Source organism: Paractinoplanes deccanensis (assembly GCF_016862115.1).
Classification (GTDB): domain Bacteria; phylum Actinomycetota; class Actinomycetes; order Mycobacteriales; family Micromonosporaceae; genus Actinoplanes; species Actinoplanes deccanensis.
In genome coordinates, this window is the sequence record NZ_BOMI01000082.1 from 127,941 (window position 1) to 146,546 (window position 18,606).

An 18,606-nucleotide genomic window follows, 5' to 3' on the forward strand; every position below is an offset into this window, starting at 1 on the left:
TTCCGCCGGCGGGTCGCACCCGCCGGCACGGCACCGGTCGACCCGTCATCCGCGCACGCCGATGGGGTTGATCATGGATGTGGAAGCATTTCTCGCCGGGCGGCTGGCGCCGGCGTTCGAGGCGGTCGCCGGGCGGCCGGTCGATCCGGCGGTGCGGCCGTCGCAGCACGCCGATTTCCAGTCGGGGGCGGCGCTGGCGCTGGCCAAGGAGCTCGGCCGGCCGCCGCGGGAGATCGCCGCCGAGGTGGCCGGGAAGTCGGGCCTGTCCGGCGTGACGCTGTCGGGGCCGGGATTCCTCAACCTGACCGTCGACAACGAGGTGCTGGTGGGCGCGCTGCGCACGCCGCCCGCGGCGCCGCGGGCGGCCGAGGGACAGAGAGTCGTCGTCGACTATTCGAGCCCGAACGTGGCCAAGGAGATGCACGTCGGCCACCTGCGGTCGACGATCATCGGGGACGCGCTGGCGCGGCTGCTGGAGAGCGCCGGGCACGACGTGGTGCGGGTCAACCACCTGGGTGACTGGGGCACCCAGTTCGGCATGCTGATCGAGCAGCTGGCCGACGACGACCACGAGGGCGCGAGCCTGGGCGACCTCACCGAGCTCTACCGGCTGGCGCGGGCCAGGTTCGACGGCGACGACGACTTCCGGACCCGGGCGCGGCTGCGGGTGGTGGCGCTGCAGGGCGGCGACCCGGCGTCCCGGTCGCTGTGGCGGCGGCTGGTCGCGCAGTCCGAGGCGTCCTTCCTGGACATCTACCACCGGTTGGGCATCGGGCTGGCGCCGGGCGACTTCGTCGGGGAGAGCTTCTACCAGCCGATGCTCGCCGACGTGGTGGCGGAGCTGACCGCCAAGGGCCTGCTCGTCGAGAGCGAGGGCGCCCTCTGCGCCTTTCCCGAGGGGTTCGCCGGGCGGGACGGCGAGCCGCTCCCGCTGATCGTGCGCAAGAGCGACGGCGGTTTCGGCTACGCCGCCACGGATCTCGCCGCGGTGCGGCACCGGACGCGGGAGCTGCACGCCACCCGGCTGCTCTACGTCGTCGGCGCCCCGCAGCGAACCCACTTCCAGATGGTCTTCGCGGTCGCCCGGCAGGCCGGCTGGCTCGGCGGCGCCACCGCGGAGCACATCGGCTTCGGCTCGATCCTCGGCGCCGACGGCAAGATGTTCAAGACCCGGTCCGGCGACACGATCAAACTGGCCGGCCTGCTGGACGAGGCGGTGGCGCGGGCCACCGACCCGGCCATCGGCATCGGCGCGATCAAGTACGCCGACCTGGCGAGCGACCGGCGCTCCGACTACGTCTTCGACTGGGACCGGATGCTCGCCGCCAGCGGCAACACCGGCCCGTACCTGCAATACGCGGTCACCCGGATCCGGTCGATCCTGGCCAAGGCGGCGGACGCTCCCGGCGCCGTGGTGCTCGGCGACCCGGCGGAGCGGCGGCTCGCGCTGGCGCTGGCCGGCCTCGAACCGGCGATCGCCGCCGCCACCGAGGCGCGGGAGCCGCACCGGCTGGCGGGCTACCTGCACGACCTCGCGGTGGCCTTCACGACCTTCTACGAGAAGTGCCCCATCCTGAAGTCCGGCGGCGCGACCCGGGCGAGCCGGCTCACGCTGACCGCGCGGACCGGCGAGACGCTGACCCTCGGTCTCGGTCTGCTGGGCATCCCGCTACCGGCCGTGATGTGATCATGTGGGCATCGACCTGGGGTTATGTCGAAGACTAGGGTGCCACCGGAAGAGGTCCGAAACTCGAAAGGCCCGACATGACCATCTCGCGGCGTACCGTGCTGGCCGCCTCGGCCGCGACGGCGGCGGCACCGCTCGTCCTCTCCGAGGCGGCGCAGGCGCACCCCAAGGGCGGACACGCCCCGGAGACCTACCACCTCACGGTGCTGGGCACATCGGACACTCACGGCAACGTCTACAACTGGGACTACTACAAGGACGCCGAGTACGACGACAGTGCGCACAACGACGTCGGCGTCGCCAAGCTCGCCGCCCTGGTGAACAAGCTGCGCCGGGAGGCGACGGGCGCCACGCTGGTGCTCGACGCGGGCGACACCATCCAGGGCACGCCGCTGGCCACGTACTACGCCAAGCAGGAGCCGATCACCACGACCGGTGAGAAGCACCCGATGGCCCGCGCCATGAACGTGCTCCACTACGACGCCATCACGCTGGGCAACCACGAGTTCAATTACGGTCTGCCGCTGCTGAACCTGTGGATCCGGCAGCTCGGGTTCCCGGCCCTCGCCGCGAACGCCGTGAGCGCCACGACGGGCCGGCCGGCCTTCACCCCGTACGTGATCAAGAAGGTCTCCCTGGGCAAGCACGCGCCGACCCTGCGGGTGGGCATCCTCGGCCTCACCAACCCGGGCGTGGCGATCTGGGACAAGGGCAACGTCGAGGGCAAGCTCGAGTTCCTCGACATGGTGACGACCGCGGCGAAGTGGGTGCCGGTCATGCGGGCACACGGCGCCGACATCGTGCTGGTCTCGGCGCACGGCGGCGACAGCGGCACCTCCAGCTACGGCCCCGAGCTGCCGAACGAGAACCCGGCCGCGCTGATCGCCCAGAACGTGCCGGGCATCGACGCGATCCTCTTCGGCCACGCCCACCTGGAGATCCCGCAGCGCTTCGTGACCAACACGAAGACCGGGCAGCAGGTGCTCATGTCCGAGCCGTCCAAGTGGGGCCAGCGCCTCACCAAGATGGACTTCGATCTCGTACGGGAGAAGGGCCGCTGGCGGATCACGGCCAAGGCGGCGACCACGCTGAACACCAACACGGTCGACGCCGACCCCAAGGTGCTGGCCGCGGTCAAGGCGCAGCACGCCAAGACCGTCGCGTACGTCAACCAGGTCGTGGCCACCTCGACCGAGGAGCTCTCGGCCGCCACGTCGCGGTACCAGGACACCCCGATCCTGGACTACATCAACAAGGTGCAGACCGACACCGTGACCGCCGCGCTCGCGGGCACCGAGTACGCGAGCCTGCCGGTGCTGTCGATCGCCGCGCCGTTCAGCCGCACCGCGGTGTTCCCGAAGGGCGAAGTCAAGATCAAGGACGTCGCCGGGCTCTACATCTACGACAACACGCTCGAGGCGGTCGTGCTGACCGGCGCCGAGGTGAAGGCGTACCTGGAGTACTCGGCGAAGTACTTCGTCACGCTGGCGCCGGGAGCTTCGGCCGACCCGGCCACGATCAGCGACTCGTCGGTGCCGGACTACAACTACGACGTGTTCTCCGGCGTCGACTACGACATCGACATCAGCAAGCCGGTGGGCTCGCGCATCACCCGCCTCCAGATCGCCGGCGCCGACGTCGACCCGGCCGCGCGGTTCGTGGTGGCGGTGAACAACTACCGGCGCTCCGGCGGCGGCAACTTCCCCGGCATCGTCAAGACGCAGGTCTACAACGCGCAGCAGGAGATCCGCCAGCTCCTGATCGACTGGGCGCAGGCCAAGGGCTCGATCAACCCGGCCGACTTCTTCGTCAAGAACTGGCAGCTCGTCCGCGAGGGCGTGCCGGTCTTCTAGATCAACGCGAGCGCGAGCGCGGCCATCGTGAGGAGGGTCGCGCTCCACGCGATCCAGTAGGGATGTGCCGCGTGGCGGCCGCGCCGGGCCTCCCGGGACCGGCGCGCCGCCGAGATCACGCCGGGCAGCGCGCCGGCCAGCGTCCAGAAGACCACCGGCAGCCAGGAGGGCGCCTCCGGGCGGGAGGTCGGGTCCATCTCCTCGGGGTACGCGACGAGCAGCCGCCCCGGCGGCGTCCACGGTTGCGGTTCCTCCGGCGCCGGTGTCGCCGGCGGGACGGCCCAGGGCGGTGCTGTCGGATAGGTCATGAGCCGCCCATCGGCAGCGGCTTGAGGAACTTGAGGTTAGTTTTCGGGTGCAGTTCTCACCGGCACCTGCATCTCGGTGACCCACTTGTCGAAGTCGCCCGGCGGGCAGTCGAGGTAGATCTCGCGGGCGAAGCCGGGATCGATCGTGCGGTGCCCGTTGTCGTCGATCCAGTTGGCGATCTTCTGCCCGGTGCGGAAGGCCTCCGACATCGGGCCGTGGTGCAGCGCGGTGGCCGCCTGCTCGATCGGCGGCAGCACCGCCACCTCGAAGCCGGCCTCCGGGCCCACTTCGGCGCCGCCGATCGGGAAGGCCGCGTGCACCCGGATCGTCTCGTCGCCCGGCCCGGCCGGCGCCGGCTCGTACCAGGCGATCGGCGAGCCGGTCATCGCCACCCCGTGCTGCTCCATCAGCTCCATCAGGCGCGGATAGAGCGGGGTGAGGTTCTCGGTGATCGACGTCGGGTGGTCGTACCCGGCGGCCGTGCCGGACAGCTGCGCCACCCGCAGCGCCGGGATGTTCTTGAGGACGACGTCTCCCGTGTCCATGTGCCCCTCGCTCTCGATCATGCGGAGGCGCGCGTCGACCAGGGCCAGGCGTGCGGTGTCCTGCCGCATCCGCGTGGCCAGCTCGGCCCGCCGCAGGCGCAGCATGCCCCGCAGCTCGGCCGTGCCGACCTTTTCGTCGATCAGCGTCTGCACCTGCTGGAGGCTGAAGCCGAGGTCCTTGAGGGCGGTCACCCGGTTGAGCAGGCGCAGCTGCTCGGCGGTGTAGAAGCGGTAGCCGCTGTGCGGGTCGACGTGGGCGGGACGAATCAGGCCGATGGCGTCGTAGTGGCGCAGCATGCGCACGGACACCCGGCCCAGGCCGGCGAACTCCCCGATGGAAAACATGGTCCGCTCAGCCTGGGCCCTGACACCGTGTGAGGGTCAAGGGTTGGTGACTCCGGCCCCGCCGCCACCGGTCTGCTCCGGGGTGGGCGCCGTGGTCGGTGGAGTGGTGGGCGTCGTCGTCGGCGGGGTGGTGGGCGTCGTCGTCGGCGGGGTGGTGGGCGGCGTGGTCGTCGGCTGGGTCGTCGCCGGGGTGGTGGTGGGCGCGGTCGTGGGCGCGGTGGTCGGCCGGGAGGTGGCCGTGCGCGACGGGGTGGCGCTCGGCGTGCTGGACTGCTCGCTGCCGCCGCGCGTGCTCTGCGGAGCCGTCTCCTCCAGGCTGGGCTCGGCCGTCGGCGCGTCCGTGGTGGCCTCGGTGGTGAGCGACGGGACGGGGTCGTTGGGGGTGCCGTTCTTCGCGTCGTCGTTGCCGTCGCCGGTCAGCGCGATCGCGGCGGCGAGGCCGCCGGCCAGCACGAGCAGCGTCACCACGGCGATCAGCAGCGCGGTCTGGCTGCGCGGCGGGCGCCGGGCGGCGGCCGGCGCGGGCGTGGGGCCGAGCGGCAGGTCGCGGGGGAGCGGGACGGCCCGGGTGGGCGCCGCCGGGCTCAGCGGGGCCACCTTCATCGTGCCGGTCAGCCGCTTCCAGTCGAGCGGGCCGGCCGCCGCGAACGCCGCCTCGGCGAACTCGGCAGCGGTGGCGAACCGGTCGGCCGGCTGCTTGGCCATCGCCCTGGAGATCAGCGCGACGACGTCGTCGGGCACGTGGGCGGGCAGCGGCTCCGGCTCGTCCTCCAGGTGGCGCAGCGCCACCTGGAGGGCGTTGTCCCCGTCGAACGGGGGGTGACCCGAGATGCAGTGGTAGGCGACCGCGCCGAGCGCGTAGATGTCGGTGGCGGGCGAGACGTTGCCCTTGGCGACCTGCTCGGGCGCCATGTAGAGGGCCGTGCCGACGATCGCGTTCACCGCCGTGACGCTCGTCACCGCGTTGGAGCGGGCCACGCCGAAGTCGACCAGCACGACGGCGCCGTTGGGCTTGACGATCAGGTTTCCGGGCTTGACGTCGCGGTGGATCGTGCCGTTCTCGTGGGCGGCGTGCAGCGCCTCGGCGGCCTGCGCCACGATCGACATGGTCTCGGCGACCGGCATCGGGCCCTGCTTGACCCGGGTGGAGAGCGGCTCGCCCTCCACGTACGCCATGACCAGGTAGGCGACCTGGTCCTCACCGCCGGTCTCGTCGGCGCCCGCGTAGTCGTAGACCTCGACCACGCCCGGGTGACGGAACGCCGCCATCATCCTGGCCTCGCCGTAGAAACGTGCGGCGAACTCAGGATCGGAGAGCATGGCGGAGCGCAGCACCTTGACAGCGATGGTGCGGCCCAGCACGACGTCGGTGCCGCGCCAGACGTCACCCATGCCGCCCGTGGCGATGCGCTCGTCCAACCGGTAACGGTTGCCCAGGAGATGTCCCGCAGTGAGCACCAAGGGACCTTATCTGATCAGGTGGCGGAGCCACAGCGGTGAGAAACGTGAAGCCGAGCGAGGCTCGACTCTAGCGAGCCTCGTGGATCACCGCAGGGGTGGACAGCCGCCGGCCGCCGGGCGGCAAAGGGCTCCGTCCGGCGGCCGGGGTGTCGCGGGGGCGTTACTTCGTGTCGTACGTGGGGGTGACGACGACCGCGGTCTCGGCGAGCTCGAGCTCCTCGTTCTCGGCCTGGCGCTCGAGCGCGGCCCGCGCGGAGCTCGCCACCGCCCAGCCGACCGCGATGCCCAGCAGGCCCACGCCGGCGATCAGGCCCCACGGCCGCGGCGGGCGACGGCCCGCGAGCGCGGCATAGGCGGCGTTTGCCCTGGTCCATGCCACATCGGCCTTGTCGCTGGCCTTGCCGGCGAGCTTGTAGCTCTGCTTGCTCGCCTTGCGGGCCTTGCGACCTGCCTTGCCGGCCAGGTCGGCGGTCTCCTTGGCGCTGTCACCGGCCGCCGCCATGGCGGACGACAGGTAGTCCCAGGCCTGGCCGGCCGTGCGTTCCGCCTTGCTCTTGCTGGTGAACATGTGTCCCTCCTGCGTTGGCCTTCCGCTGTTTACCCTGCCCATGTGCGTCCTGGGCGAAACGTGTCGCGTGTGGACGCCATCACGTTTCGGAAACGACTTGCCCGGCCCCGGTAGTCTTGACGCGGTTCACACGAGGCACTCAGGTGTCTGACAGGTTTGGTGCCTAACCTTTTGGTCAGTCTCACCGAACCCTATGGGGGACGGCCCCGCTCTCAAGGAGCTGGGACAACCCTCGGGCACGGGCGACGACGGCGTCGACACGCCGTGCGGTGGCCCGTGCACTGGAGGAACGACGCTCGGAGGTTCCGGGCGGGTGGAGGGAATTGGCGTGACGCTGTCGATAATGACGTCGACGCTTGCCGGCGACGTGGTGGAGGTCTCGCCCAGCGGCGAGATCGACGTCGAGAACGCGTACGAGATCCGCGAGGCCGTAGCCGCCCAGCTCGCCGCCGGGCACCCCAGCCGTATCGAGCTCAACCTCGAGAACGTGACCTTCATCGACTCCGTGGGCATCAGCGCCCTCGTGGCCGCCTTCCAGCTCGCCGCCGTGAGCGACGTCAAGCTGATCGTCACCCGGCCCAGCCGCTTCGCGCACCGCCAGCTCTGGGTCACCGGCCTGCTGGGCCTGTTCGGCAACCCAGAGCCGTTCGCCGACGGCACGGCCCAGCCCGCGGCGGCCCAGAGCTGATCGCCCCGCGCCGGCCGGCTAGGCCAGGGCCGGCGCGTGCACCTGGATCGTCTCCAGGTTGATCCGCACATCCACCGCCTCCACGGGCGGCCGGATGGGCGTGACCACGGCGAAGTGGTCGGCCAGCGCGGCGAGGTCGGTGTCCGGCTCCAGCAGCTCGTCGGCGGCCTGCACGGCCGTACGGACGAAGCCCTCGCCGGCCTCGGCGATGCTCACCTGCACCTGGCCGAAGGAGGCCAGCGACGTGCGGCGCAGGCCGCGGATGCCGTCCAGGTGCAGATCGGGCACGTTGAGGTTGAAGACGGTGCCCACCGGGGTGTGCAGCAGCGTCGGCACCAGCCGCACGGCCAGCTCGGCCGCGCTCTCCCAGTGGCGCTTCTCGTCCTCCTCATGGTCGATGGCGGCGAGCGCGGCGCCCCCGCTACGCGCCGAGGAGGCCCGCGGCGAGAGCACGTCCAGCGAGACAGCCATGCCGTGCAGCCCGGCGTAGGAGCCGGTCAGCGTGGCACCCACGGTGCCGGAGTGCACCACGGCCGAGCCCGCGTTGGCGCCCCGGTTGATGCCCGAGAAGATCATCTCCGGCGGCTCGCCGAACGCCTCCCGCAGGGCGAGCAGCACGATGTACGCGGGGGAGGCCGCCACCGCGTACGCCGGGATGTGCTTGGCGTGCGGCAGCTCCCGCTTGTGCAGGATGATCTTGCCGTGCTCCTCGACAGCGGTCATCGCGGCGCTGCTCCCGCTCGCCTCGGTGACCGGCGCGGCGACCACGACGTCGTGGCCCTCCCGCGCCGCCGCCCGCGCGAGATGGCGCAGGCCGGGCGAATCGATGCCGTCGTCGTTGGTGACCAGGATTCTCGTCATCACGCCTTCTTGATCGGGGTGAGCTTGACCCGCTCGGTGAGCACCTGGACCGCGTCCAGATGCCCGGTGCCGAGCCCGTGCCGGGTGACGTTGAGCGCTCCGGCGGCCGCGCCCGTGCGGACCGCGTCCTGCATGGTGCCGCCCTTCGCCAGCACCGCGGCGACGCCGGCGGTCATCGAGTCGCCCGCGCCGCGGTGGTCGGCGATCGACAGCTTCGGGATGCCGACCCGGTAGATCTCTTCGTTGAACATCGCGAGCGCGCCCGCGTCGGCCCGCGACACCAGCACCGACTCGGCGCCCTCGTCGTGCAGCTTGAGCAGCGCCTCGGTGAGTTGCTTCTCGGAGTTGTCCTTGGCCAGCCCGTCCTTGATCAGCTCCTCGTGGCTGATCTTGACGACGTTGAGGCCCGCCTTGAGGACGGCCTTCAGATGGTTGCCGCAGAGGTCGGCGATCACCCGGCAGCCGTTGGCCCGCAGGTCCTTGGCGAGCCGGCCGTAGACGTCGGCCCGGATCACCGACGGGTGCGCGGGGCCGCTGAGGATCGCGTTGCCGGCGCGCAGGCCCTCGGCGAGCGCGAGGTTGTAGAGCTCGTCCAGCTCGTGCCGGGTGAACGGGGCGCCGGGCTGCTCGGCGATCTCCTTGCGCTTGCCGTCGCGGCGGTCGTGCACGTACCAGCCGCTGCCGCTCTCGCGCGCGACGGTGCGCAGCAGAACACCCTTGAAGTCGAGCAGGGGCTTGAGCACCCGGCCCACCTCGCCGCCCACGGCCGCGCAGAGCGTCACCTCGGCGCCGAGCGAGGTGATCATCCGCGTCTGCCAGATGCCCTGGCCGCCCGGGTGGACATGCAGTTCCGGGATGTCGTGCTGCTGTTCGATCGTCACCGTCAGTTGTGGTGCCGGCGCGAAGACCATGACCCGAGCGTCGCCCATAAACGACATTTAAGCCGCAAGCCGCGCGATGGGTGCCGATTCCCGCAAAAGTAGCGGCGACACCCATCGCGGTGAGATCAGATCAGATCTCCAGAGCCTCGTTCGTCAGGCCGATGATCTCGTCCGTCAGGTCCGGCCGGTTGCGGAGCAGGTCCTCCAGGCGCACCCGCCACTTGCCCGCCTCGACGTCGGCCGCGTACCGGTCGCCGCCCGTCTCGACCAGCGCGGTCAGCAGGCGCTGCCGCGTGTCGGCGAAGTGCCCGTACGTCTCGCTGCCGAGACGGCGGAGCACCCGGGCGGCGAACGCCTCGGAGTGCGGGCTGCCGGCGGCGCGCACGAAGGCCCGTGCGCCGTCCCACGCGACCCTCGGCTGGTGGATGACCGTGAGCATGCTGATGTCCTCCCGTGTTCGCATGGTCACCTAGCGTAGTGAGGGGGCCGATTCCGGGCGGAGGGTCGGCGCGACCTGGTGACCGATGTGATCAGGGTGCACCCTGGGATGTGATGATCGCCATACCTTTGCGATCACCAACCGGCGGGGGAGCAGCGCCCGTCGGCGCCGACCGGCTCCACCTGGAGGGTGGCGTGCTCGATGTGGAAGTCGTCGTGCAGGGCGTCGCGGGCCGTGGAGAGCACGGTGCCCAGCTCGGCGTCGGCCTGGAGGCTCAGGTGGGCCGAGGCCACGTCCATGCCCGAGGTGAGGGTCCAGACGTGCAGATCGTGGACGTCGCAGACGCCGGGGACGGCGGCCAGGCGGGCCCGGACGCGGGTGATGTCGAGGTGTTGCGGTGCGGCCTGCACGAGGATGCGCACCGCGGAGCGGCCGAGCGCGAAGGTGCGCGGCAGGATCAGCAGCGCGACGATCACGGCGACGATCGGGTCCGCGTACGACCAGCCGGTCAGCCCGATGATCACGGCGGCCAGGATGACGCCGACCGAGCCGAGCAGGTCGCCCAGCACCTCGAGGTAGGCCCCGCGGACGTTGATGCTCTCCTGGGCGCCCTCGCGCAGCAGCCAGAAGGCGATCACGTTGACGATCAGGCCGCCGGCCGCGACCAGCAGCATCGCGCCGGCCGGCACGTCGGGCGGGTCGGTGAAGCGGCGCACGGCCTGCACCACGACGAAGCCGGCGACGGCGGTGAGCAGCACGGCGTTGGCCAGCGCGGCGAGCACCTCGAGCCGGTAGAGGCCGAACGTGCGCTGCGAGTCGGTGGCGGCGCGGCCGGCCGCGGTGATCGCGGCGAGCGCCATGGCGATGCCGAGCACGTCGGTGAACATGTGCCCGGCGTCCGAGAGCAGCGCGAGCGAGCCGGTCGCCCACGCGGCCAGGGCCTCGACGACCATGAATCCCGCGAGCAGGCCGGCGGCCCACCACAGGCGTGAGCGGTGCTTCGCTCCCGCCCGCATTGCCTGACCTCCGTGGTCGTGCCCGGCTCCCATGCATCAACCTTCCGTCGGCGCGCTTCGCCGTCGCCAATGTATGCGGACATTGCCATATGAACAAGTCTTCAGTCTGGTCAAGGGCGGGGGTGGGGTGGTCGGACGGGGCAACGTGAACTTCTGTCGGACCCGTGGGGTATGAAGTTCTGGACAAGTCAAAAGCACCGCCTGGAAAGGAACTCATCTCCGTGTCCAGACGTACCCTCGCGATTGTCATCGCCACAGCCCTGGCTGTGGTCGGCGGCGCGGCGCCGGCGGCCGCGCATTCCCCCGTCCGGGGGCCTTCCGTGCTCGCCCTGCCCGACGGGTTCCAGCCCGAGGGCATCGCCATCGGGGACAAGCCCTACGCCTACTTCGGCTCCCGCGTCGACGGCGACATCTACCGGGTCAGCCTCCGCACCGGCCGCGGCTCGGTGTTCAGCGAAGGTCCCGGCACCCCTTCACTGGGCCTCAAGATCGATGACCGCGGCCGGCTCTTCGTGGCCGGTGGCAGCGGCGGCAACGCCCGCGTGATCGACACCCGCAGCGGCGCGGTGCTGAAGTCGTACACGCTGCAGACCGTGCCGTCCTTCATCAACGACGTCACCCTGACCGGCGGCGCCGCCTGGTACACCGACTCCACCAACCCGGTGCTGTTCAAGCTGCCGCTCGGCCGGCACGGCAAGCTGCCGTCCGCGGCGGTCGCGATCCCGCTGACCGGCGACATCGTCTACCAGACCGGCAACAACGCGAACGGCATCGCGCCGTCGCCGGACGGCAAGGCGCTGCTCGTGGTGCAGGGCAACGCCGGCAAGCTGTTCCGGGTCACCTACGACGGCAAGGCCACCGAGGTCAAGCTGACCGGCACGGACACCAGCCTGGTCAACGGCGACGGCCTCTGGCTGCGCGGCCGCACGCTCTACGTGGTGCAGAACCGGCTCAACGTGATCACGAAGATCGAGCTGAACCGGTCCGGCACCGCCGGCACGGTGATCTCGCGGACCGGCAACCCCAACTTCGACGTGCCGACCACCATCGCCGAGTACGGCAAGCGGTTCTACCTGCCCAACGCGCGGTTCACCACGCCGCCGACGCCGACGACGCCCTACAACGCCGTCGCGGTGCCCATCCCCTAGGGAGCTCAGCCCCTGGGCAGCCAGTCGGCGACCGTGCCGATCGTGGTCAGGCGCTGGGTGGCCCGGGACAGGGCGACGTAGAGCGTGCGGATGCCGGCCGCGTCCCCGGTGAGGGACGACGGCTCGACGAGCACCACCGCGTCGTACTCCATGCCCTTGGCCTCCAGCGCCGTGACCACCTGGATCCGTTCCGGCAGGCCGGTGAGCCAGCCGGCCATCTCGTCGCGGCGCGGCACCGGCGTGATCACGCCGATCGTCCCGTCGACATCCGCCAACTGCTTCTCGGTGACCTCGCGCACGAGGTCCGGCAGCGCCGCGGCGCCGGCGACCAGGTCGACCGGGTCCACGCCGGTGCTGCGCACCGCCCTCGGCAGCGGCAGGTCCGGCATGATGGCGCGGATGACCTCGGCGGCCACCGCGAAGATCTCCGACGAGTTGCGGTAGTTGGTGGTCAGCGCGTAGCTGTTGCGCTTGCGGGAGCCGAGCGCGCGGTCGCGGGCCCGGTCTAGCTCGGCGGGGTCACCGGCCCACGCGGTCTGCGCCGGGTCGCCGACGATCGTCCACGACGCGTACGACCCGCGGCGGCCGATCATGCGCCACTGCATCGGCGAGACGTCCTGCGACTCGTCGACCACGACGTGCGCGTACTCGCGATAGTCCTCGTCGCGCTGCACCTGCTGCGCGCGCTGGGCGGCCTGGCGGTCCGCGTACGTGCTGACCTCCTGGATCCCGTCCCGCACGTGGAACGGGTTCTTGGTCTTCCTGGCCGCCTGCCGGGGCCGGCCCATGATGTCGTCGAGCTCGTCGAGCAGCGCGACGTCGGCGATCGTCGGCCCGTGCTCGGCGAGCGCGTCGAACGACCCCTGGAGGCGGGCGATCTCCTCGCGGGAGAGCACACCGTTGGCGTACGCCTTCAGCCGCGCCGGGACAGCCAGCCAGCGCAGCACCCGCAGCGGGGTGAAGCGCGGCCACCACGCCTTGAGGAAGTCCCGGAAATCGGGCCGGTCGGCGAGCTCGGCCTCGAAGTCGCGCTTCTCCGGCAGGCCGGTGACCTTGAGCTGGCGGGCCTGCGCCCACAGCGCGTCGAAGAGCCGGTCGAAGCCCACGCCGCGGACCTCGTTGCGCCGCGCGCCCCGCGGAAGCGCCGAGCGCCGGATCCTGTCGAGCTCGGCCCGTTCGAGCCGCAGCAGCGTGCCCCGGTAGAGCAGCCGCAACTCGGTCGGCCCGTCCGGCACGGCGTCGTGCGAGGCGCGCTCGAGCACCCGGCGCATCCGCAACGAGCCCTTGATCGCGGCGACGTCGCTCGGGTCGACCCGCGTCGCGTCGTAGCCCGGCACCAGCGACCCGAGCGACCGCAGCGTGGCGGTGTCCTCGCCGAGCGAGGGCAGCACGGTGGCGATGTACTCGACGAAGACACCGGACGGGCCGACGACGAGGATGCCGCCGCCGGCGAACCGGTTGCGGTCGGAGTAGAGCAGATAGGCGGCACGGTGCAGGGCGACGGCGGTCTTGCCGGTGCCCGGGCCGCCCGTCACGATCGTCACGCCGGAGGCGGGGGAGCGGATCGCCTCGTCCTGCTCCCGCTGGATCGTGGCGACGATGTCACGCATGCCGCGCCCGGTGGCCTTGGACAGGCTGGCGAGCAGGGCACCGTCCCCGACGATCCGCATGTCGGCGGGCGCCGCGTCCGGGTCGAGCAGGTCGTCCTCGATGCCGGTGACCCGCTCGCCGGTCGACTGGATCATCCGCCGCCGCACCACCCCGAGCGGCTCGGCGGCGGTGGCCCGGTAGAAAGCGGCGGCGGCGGGCGCACGCCAGTCGACGACCAGGGGCTGCGAGCTGTCGTCCCGGATGCCCATGCGCCCCACGTAGTGGGTGGCCCCGGTCTTGAGGTCGAGCCGCCCGAAGACAAGCCCCTCGTACTCGGTGTCGAGCGCGTGCCGCCGCCGGGCCGCGTGGAAGACCATCGCGTCACGCTCGACGAGGGCGCCGAAGTTGCCCACGCCGGCGAGCTGATAGCCCTCCTTCTCGGCGCGCGAGGCATCCCGGCGCAGCTCGGCGAGCCGGGAGTAGACCCGGTCCACGTGCTCCTGCTCGACCGCGATCTCCTGTTGCAGGACGGTGGCGTCGCTCAACTCCGTGGGTCTCCCTATCCGCGCCCCCGGGGCGCGCTCGGCAGCGCGCTCGCGGTTGAGGGGGCAATCGAACTTACTCCCCCGAGGCCACTGGCGTCTGCTCCGGCCCTGGGCGAGTCGCTTCCGCCCTGGTTTCCCGTTGTTTCGCCTTTTAGTGCCGGGTCGCTTCGCCGGCCGTCTCCCTTGGCGGGCCTTGTCTCCCTCGGCGGGCTGGGCCTCCTGCCGCTGGCCGCGCCCCCTCGATCGGGACCTCGCTGGGTGCGGGTCCCCTTGGCCGGGCTCGCCTTCCTTTGCTGGGTGACGCTTTCTTGGCCGGGCCTCGCCTTCTTGTGTTAGGTGATGCTCTCTTGGTCGGGCCTCGCCTTCTTGTGTTGGGTGACGCTTTCTTGGTCGGGCCTCGCCTTCTTGTGTTGGGTGACGCTTTCTTGGCCGGGTTCGCCCTTCTTGCACTGGGTGATGCTCTCTTGGCGGGGTTCGCCCTTCTTGCGCTGAGTGATGCTCTCTTGGCCGGGCTCGCCTTCTTGCGCTGGGTGACCCTCTCTTGGCCGGGCCTGGCATTCGCTCTTGGCCGGGCCTGGCACTCGTAGGCGGCTTGGCGCCGCGTGGAGGACGTGGCGTCGTGAAGGTGGAGCCCGCGCGGGAGGGTGGCGAGTGCGGAGGGTCCGGCTGGGTGGCGGTGTGAGCGGGGCTCCGCTGCTCGCAGGCGATTTGTCTGTTTGCTGGGATGGTGGGCGGGCCCGGGCTTGGCTGCTGCGTGCCCGGCTGCAGGTGCCGGCTGAGGTGTCGGTCAGGCGGCCTGGTCGTACTGGGGGCTTGCGCTGCGGGTGCGCTTCGGGGCGCGGGCGCGGGAAGCCCTGCGGACGATGGCGGTGAGGGCCTCGGAGACGTCGTCGGGGCGTTCCAGGGTGAGCATGTGGCCGGCGCGGGGGAGGACGGTGAGGGCAGCGCCGGGGAGGGCGTTGGCGATCGACTCGGCGCAGGCGGGTGGGGTGAGGCGGTCGCGCTCGCCCACCAGGACCGCGGCGGGCACGTCGCCCAGGGTGGTCAGGGTGTCCAGGCGCTGCTGGGCGCCGATGGAGGTGCGGAAGCCGCCGATGGAGCGGAGCGACGTGCGGCCCACGCAGCGCATCGTGACCTGGAGGGCGTCGTCGTCGAGGTCCTCGCCGAAGAGGAGCCAGCGTACGGCGGGGCGCAGGGCCGGCAGGAACATCCGGTGCGGCGCCCACGGGCCGGAGCGGGCCAGGACGCCGGCGCCCAGGGTCTCGCCGGCGCGCATCAGCATGGCCAGGCGGGGTGGCAGGCCGTACCGGGTGTGGGTGTGGCCCTCGGCGGTGGTGGAGACGAACAGCAGGCCGGCGACGCGGTCGGCGAACTCGTCGGGGTATGCGTGGGCGTACTCCATGATCGTCATGCCGCCCATGGAGTGGCCGGCGAGCACCACGGGGCCGCTGGGGGCGTACACCCGCAGGATCTCGGCAAGGTCGTCGCCGAGCCTGCTCAAGGTCGCCGCACCGAGCTGGGTGTGGCCGGAACGGCCGTGGCCGCGGGCGTCGTAGGCGATCACTCGCGGACGCCGGGCGCCCAGGTGGCGCAGCGCGGTGATCTGCTTGCGCCAGGTGCGGCGGTCGAGGCACCAGCCGTGCACGAGCACGACGGTGATCGGGGCGTTCGCCGGGCCGTGGGTCTCGACGTGCAGTTTCACGCCGTCGGCGACGGTGAGCTCGGATCGCTCGGCCATCTGGGGCACCTCCGGGGATCTTTAGTGCCGCCCCGTAGTACCCACGGGTAATAATCATCACTCGTGATCGCCCGAATTGCCACTTCCGGACGGTTCGCCGATCTCGGCCCTCATGGCGGGTACTCGGGACTTTCGGCCCTTGCGCGTTCGCCCGCATGAAGTGAGTTGCCTCGCACTCGCTGTTCACTTCGGCTCCGAGCGAGAGAATCAGTCGTATGACGACGCACCCGTCAGCGGCCCCGAGCGCCCCGATCACCACGCCCGCCGAAGCCCTCGCCGAGCTGCTCGCCGGCAACAAGCGCTTCGTCTCCGGCCATCCCGAGCACGGTCACCGCGTGGCCGCCGCTGCCGCCGCGTCCGGCGGGCAGCAGCCGCACGCCGTCGTGATCGGCTGCATCGACTCGCGGGTTCCGCTCGAGGCGATCTTCGACCAGACCTTCGGCTCGATCTGCGTGGTCCGCTCCGGCGCCCACGTGGTCGACCGGGCCGTGCTGGGCTCGGTCGGCTTCGCGGTGTCGGCGCTGGGCGTGCCGCTGGTCGTCGTTCTGGGCCACAAGCGCTGCGGCGCCGTGGCCGCGACCGTCGAGGCGCTGCGCGCCGGCGAGCACCCGGCCGGCGACATCGGCTACCTGGTGGACGAGATCACCCCGGCGGTACGTGCCGTGGGCGTCGACGACCCCGACGCTCCCGAGAAGGCGATGCGCGCCCACGTGGGCCGCACGGTCCGCCGCATGCAGACCATCGACGTGGTGGCCGACGCGATCACCGCGGGGCGCGTCGACGTGGTGGGCGCCGTCTACGACCTCGACACGGGCACGGTCGAGATCCTGCCCTGAGTGGGGGCGGCTGCTGCCCTTCCCCTCGCCGCCGCCTCGTTTCTCACCGGTGACCCGGGCTTCCTCGTCGGCGACCTCGGCTTCCTCGCCGGCGACCTCGGCTTCCTCGCCGGCGACCTCGGCTTCCTCGCCGGCGACCTCAGCTTTCTCGCCGGCGATCCCGGCTTCCTCGCCGGCGCACTGGCTTCCTTGCTGGCAGACGGGTCGCTCGCGGGCGGTCCATCCGTTGTCGATCGCCGGGCTCCGTCGCCGGTCTTCCGGTTTCCCGAGCCGCGGTCTGTCCTGCGGTCTCGGCTTGCGCGTGGCCGGGGTCTCGGCCTTCCTGCGGCACTGGTACTCCGGGCGGCGTCCTGTGCCGCGGTCTCGGCTTGCGCGTGGCCGGGGTCTCGGCCTTCCTGCGGCACTGGTACTCCGGGCGGCGTCCGGCTCTTCGTGGCTGAGTATCGGCTTTCGCGCGGGTTCCTAGCGTTTTAGGCATTTGGCCGGGTCCGGATCTGCCCGACCCTGGCTACCCCGGTCTCCCTGGCCGGCTTCCGCGGCCCGGCCTGCCTGACCCGCTTTCCCGGCCCGCTTTCCCGGCCTTGCTGGGGCCGCCTGCCTTGCTGGGGCCGCCTGCCTTGCCTGATCCTCGGAGCGTTGCTGGGCTGTGCCTGTCCGCCCGTGCGAAGGTTCCGTCGCGGCGGGGTGCCCGCGGGCGGTTGCTGGCGTGGCACTCACGCGAAACGCGCTGCACGCGCGTGGGTGACGCCTGGCTCGCGCCGCGCCGCGGGTTCGGAGGAACTACTGCGGGCGGCCTACGGGCGTACCTCTGAGGGAGCGCGACCAAAAGTCACGCAGCGTGCCACCAAAGCACTCACGCAACGTGCGGAGTAGCGGCAACGAGAGCGTGTCCGAAATGTCCCAAGGAGCGCTGAACATCCCCGGCTGATCTCGGTGGGGTGATCTTCGTAGGGCGCAAAAAGGCGCCTCTCGGCCATGACGGCCGGAGAGGCGCCCCGATGCGTCGGGACTCAGCCCTCGAAGACGCCGGCCTCGGCGAGGCGCTTCTCGGTGGCGGCCCAGCCGTCCTGCGGGTGAGCGGCCTCGAGGGCCTCCAGCTCGGCGCGGATCTTGGCGCCGTGGCCCGCGGCGGCGAGGAGGCGGATCTCCTCGACGAAGGCCTCGGAGTCGGTCTTGAGGTGCGCGGTCTTGCCGTTGGTCAGGTTGCGCACGTACGCGAAGCGGCCGTTGGCCAGCGGGATGAGGTACTTGTACTCACCCAGCACGCTGAGGGCGCCGCCCGAACCCTGTCCGGCGCGGACTGATGCGCGGGCGGTCTTTGAGGTGTTGCTCGCCACGGCGGGACTCCTTGAGGAAAACAGAAAAAAGGCCGTAGCAACTCTACACGATTTCGGCCGACCGTGCCGTCCGAGCTGGTTGAAGCGTTGTAACGGGTGTGCCACTACGGCCGATCCGATGTCGATGTTGCCGATTCTCTGGCGCACCATCCGTACCAACCGGCATCATGGGACACGATCAACCGCGGTCGAGGTCGTAGGGGAAGACGCACCTCGGTCTCCGGGAGGTCACCGTGCCAACGTGTGGCGTCGTATACGTCCACTCGACTCCACTCGCCGTGTGCCAGCACGTCGAGTGGGCGATCGCGCGCGTACTGACCGCGCCGGTCACCCTGCACTGGACGGCGCAGCCGGTCGATCCCGGCATGCGGCGGGCCGAGTGCAGCTGGACCGGGCGCGCCGGTACAGGCGCCGAGCTGGCTGCTGCCCTCAGGCAGTGGCCCATGATCCGTTTCGAGGTGACCGAGGAACCGAGTCCGGGCGTCGACGGCGAGCGCTTCATGCACGTCCCGGGCCGCGGTCTCTTCCACGGGATCATGGGCGCTTCCGGGGACATCCAGATCGGCGAGGACAGGCTGCGCGCGATCATGGCCTCCGCGCGGGCGCCGGAGGCCCTTTCGCATGCCCTCGAAAAGGCCCTCGGAACGGCCTGGGACGCCGAGTTGGAGCCCTACCGGTACGCGGGTGACGGCGCCCCGGTCACGCTGCTGACACGCGTCGGCTGAGGGCCCCCGCGACGCCGGGGTGACGGCGGCTGCT

General features: G+C 71.4%; 17 protein-coding genes. 6 read left to right on the forward strand and 11 right to left on the reverse strand.

Features of this window, described 5'->3' with window-relative positions; all coding sequences use genetic code 11:
- Positions 1 to 73: 73 nt before the first annotated feature.
- Both argS and Ade02nite_RS21600 read left to right on the forward strand, forming a co-directional pair.
- Positions 74 to 1,687: an arginine--tRNA ligase gene (gene argS / locus Ade02nite_RS21595; protein ID WP_203766440.1), complete on the forward strand. Its 1,614-nt coding sequence runs from the start codon at positions 74 to 76 to the stop codon at positions 1,685 to 1,687.
- Positions 1,688 to 1,764: 77 nt separating this feature from the next.
- Positions 1,765 to 3,540, forward strand: coding sequence for a bifunctional metallophosphatase/5'-nucleotidase (locus Ade02nite_RS21600; protein WP_203766442.1), 1,776 nt, complete (start codon positions 1,765 to 1,767; stop codon positions 3,538 to 3,540).
- Here Ade02nite_RS21600 and Ade02nite_RS21605 read toward each other — a convergent pair.
- From Ade02nite_RS21605 to Ade02nite_RS21620, 4 genes are all read right to left on the reverse strand, one after another.
- Entirely contained in the window at positions 3,537 to 3,848 is a 312-nt protein-coding gene (locus Ade02nite_RS21605) for a hypothetical protein (RefSeq protein WP_203766444.1), read from the reverse strand. The genes Ade02nite_RS21600 and Ade02nite_RS21605 overlap by 4 nt on opposite strands.
- A 36-nt stretch (positions 3,849 to 3,884) precedes the next feature.
- On the reverse strand, positions 3,885 to 4,739 hold the full coding sequence (locus tag Ade02nite_RS21610) for a MerR family transcriptional regulator (protein WP_203766446.1): 855 nt from the start codon (positions 4,737 to 4,739) through the stop codon (positions 3,885 to 3,887).
- A gap of 36 nt (positions 4,740 to 4,775) precedes the next feature.
- Positions 4,776 to 6,197: a serine/threonine-protein kinase gene (locus Ade02nite_RS21615; RefSeq protein WP_203766448.1), complete on the reverse strand. Its 1,422-nt coding sequence runs from the start codon at positions 6,195 to 6,197 to the stop codon at positions 4,776 to 4,778.
- 163 nt (positions 6,198 to 6,360) lie between these two features.
- Positions 6,361 to 6,768 (reverse strand): hypothetical protein, encoded by a 408-nt coding sequence (locus Ade02nite_RS21620; RefSeq protein ID WP_203766450.1) that lies wholly within the window; start codon positions 6,766 to 6,768, stop codon positions 6,361 to 6,363.
- A gap of 328 nt (positions 6,769 to 7,096) precedes the next feature.
- Here Ade02nite_RS21620 and Ade02nite_RS21625 point away from each other — a divergent pair, with 328 nt between their 5' ends.
- Positions 7,097 to 7,456, forward strand: a complete 360-nt coding sequence (locus tag Ade02nite_RS21625; protein WP_203766452.1) for an STAS domain-containing protein — start codon at positions 7,097 to 7,099, stop codon at positions 7,454 to 7,456.
- An 18-nt stretch (positions 7,457 to 7,474) separates the two neighbouring features.
- On the opposite strand, the gene surE is transcribed toward Ade02nite_RS21625, so the two are convergent.
- From surE to Ade02nite_RS21645, 4 genes are all read right to left on the reverse strand, one after another.
- Complete coding sequence (gene surE / locus Ade02nite_RS21630; protein WP_203766454.1) at positions 7,475 to 8,317, reverse strand: 5'/3'-nucleotidase SurE; 843 nt, start codon at positions 8,315 to 8,317, stop codon at positions 7,475 to 7,477.
- Positions 8,317 to 9,246, reverse strand: coding sequence for a 1-phosphofructokinase family hexose kinase (locus Ade02nite_RS21635; RefSeq protein ID WP_239168944.1), 930 nt, complete (start codon positions 9,244 to 9,246; stop codon positions 8,317 to 8,319). Before Ade02nite_RS21635 ends, surE begins: the two co-directional genes overlap by 1 nt.
- An 82-nt stretch (positions 9,247 to 9,328) precedes the next feature.
- Positions 9,329 to 9,661 (reverse strand): hypothetical protein, encoded by a 333-nt coding sequence (locus tag Ade02nite_RS21640; protein ID WP_239168945.1) that lies wholly within the window; start codon positions 9,659 to 9,661, stop codon positions 9,329 to 9,331.
- A gap of 110 nt (positions 9,662 to 9,771) precedes the next feature.
- Positions 9,772 to 10,686 carry a cation diffusion facilitator family transporter gene (locus Ade02nite_RS21645; RefSeq protein WP_203766456.1) on the reverse strand — a complete coding sequence of 305 codons (915 nt, stop codon included), beginning with the start codon at positions 10,684 to 10,686 and terminating at the stop codon, positions 9,772 to 9,774.
- A 188-nt stretch (positions 10,687 to 10,874) separates the two neighbouring features.
- Between Ade02nite_RS21645 and Ade02nite_RS21650 the strand changes: the two genes are divergently transcribed.
- A complete protein-coding gene (locus Ade02nite_RS21650; RefSeq protein ID WP_203766458.1) occupies positions 10,875 to 11,801 on the forward strand; it encodes an SMP-30/gluconolactonase/LRE family protein in 927 nt (308 codons plus the stop codon).
- A gap of 5 nt (positions 11,802 to 11,806) precedes the next feature.
- Here Ade02nite_RS21650 and Ade02nite_RS21655 read toward each other — a convergent pair whose 3' ends face one another.
- Both Ade02nite_RS21655 and Ade02nite_RS21660 read right to left on the reverse strand, forming a co-directional pair.
- Entirely contained in the window at positions 11,807 to 13,936 is a 2,130-nt protein-coding gene (locus Ade02nite_RS21655; protein ID WP_203766460.1) for a HelD family protein, read from the reverse strand.
- A gap of 787 nt (positions 13,937 to 14,723) precedes the next feature.
- Positions 14,724 to 15,674 (reverse strand): alpha/beta fold hydrolase, encoded by a 951-nt coding sequence (locus Ade02nite_RS21660; RefSeq protein ID WP_203766462.1) that lies wholly within the window; start codon positions 15,672 to 15,674, stop codon positions 14,724 to 14,726.
- Positions 15,675 to 15,889: 215 nt separating this feature from the next.
- Between Ade02nite_RS21660 and Ade02nite_RS21665 the strand changes: the two genes are divergently transcribed.
- Positions 15,890 to 16,510 carry a carbonic anhydrase gene (locus tag Ade02nite_RS21665; protein WP_203766464.1) on the forward strand — a complete coding sequence of 207 codons (621 nt, stop codon included), beginning with the start codon at positions 15,890 to 15,892 and terminating at the stop codon, positions 16,508 to 16,510.
- Positions 16,511 to 17,520: 1,010 nt separating this feature from the next.
- Here the strand turns inward: Ade02nite_RS21665 and Ade02nite_RS21670 are convergent.
- Entirely contained in the window at positions 17,521 to 17,847 is a 327-nt protein-coding gene (locus tag Ade02nite_RS21670; protein WP_203766466.1) for a hypothetical protein, read from the reverse strand.
- 233 nt (positions 17,848 to 18,080) lie between these two features.
- Between Ade02nite_RS21670 and Ade02nite_RS21675 the strand changes: the two genes are divergently transcribed.
- Entirely contained in the window at positions 18,081 to 18,572 is a 492-nt protein-coding gene (locus Ade02nite_RS21675) for a DUF3145 domain-containing protein (RefSeq protein WP_203766468.1), read from the forward strand.
- Positions 18,573 to 18,606 lie beyond the last annotated feature (34 nt).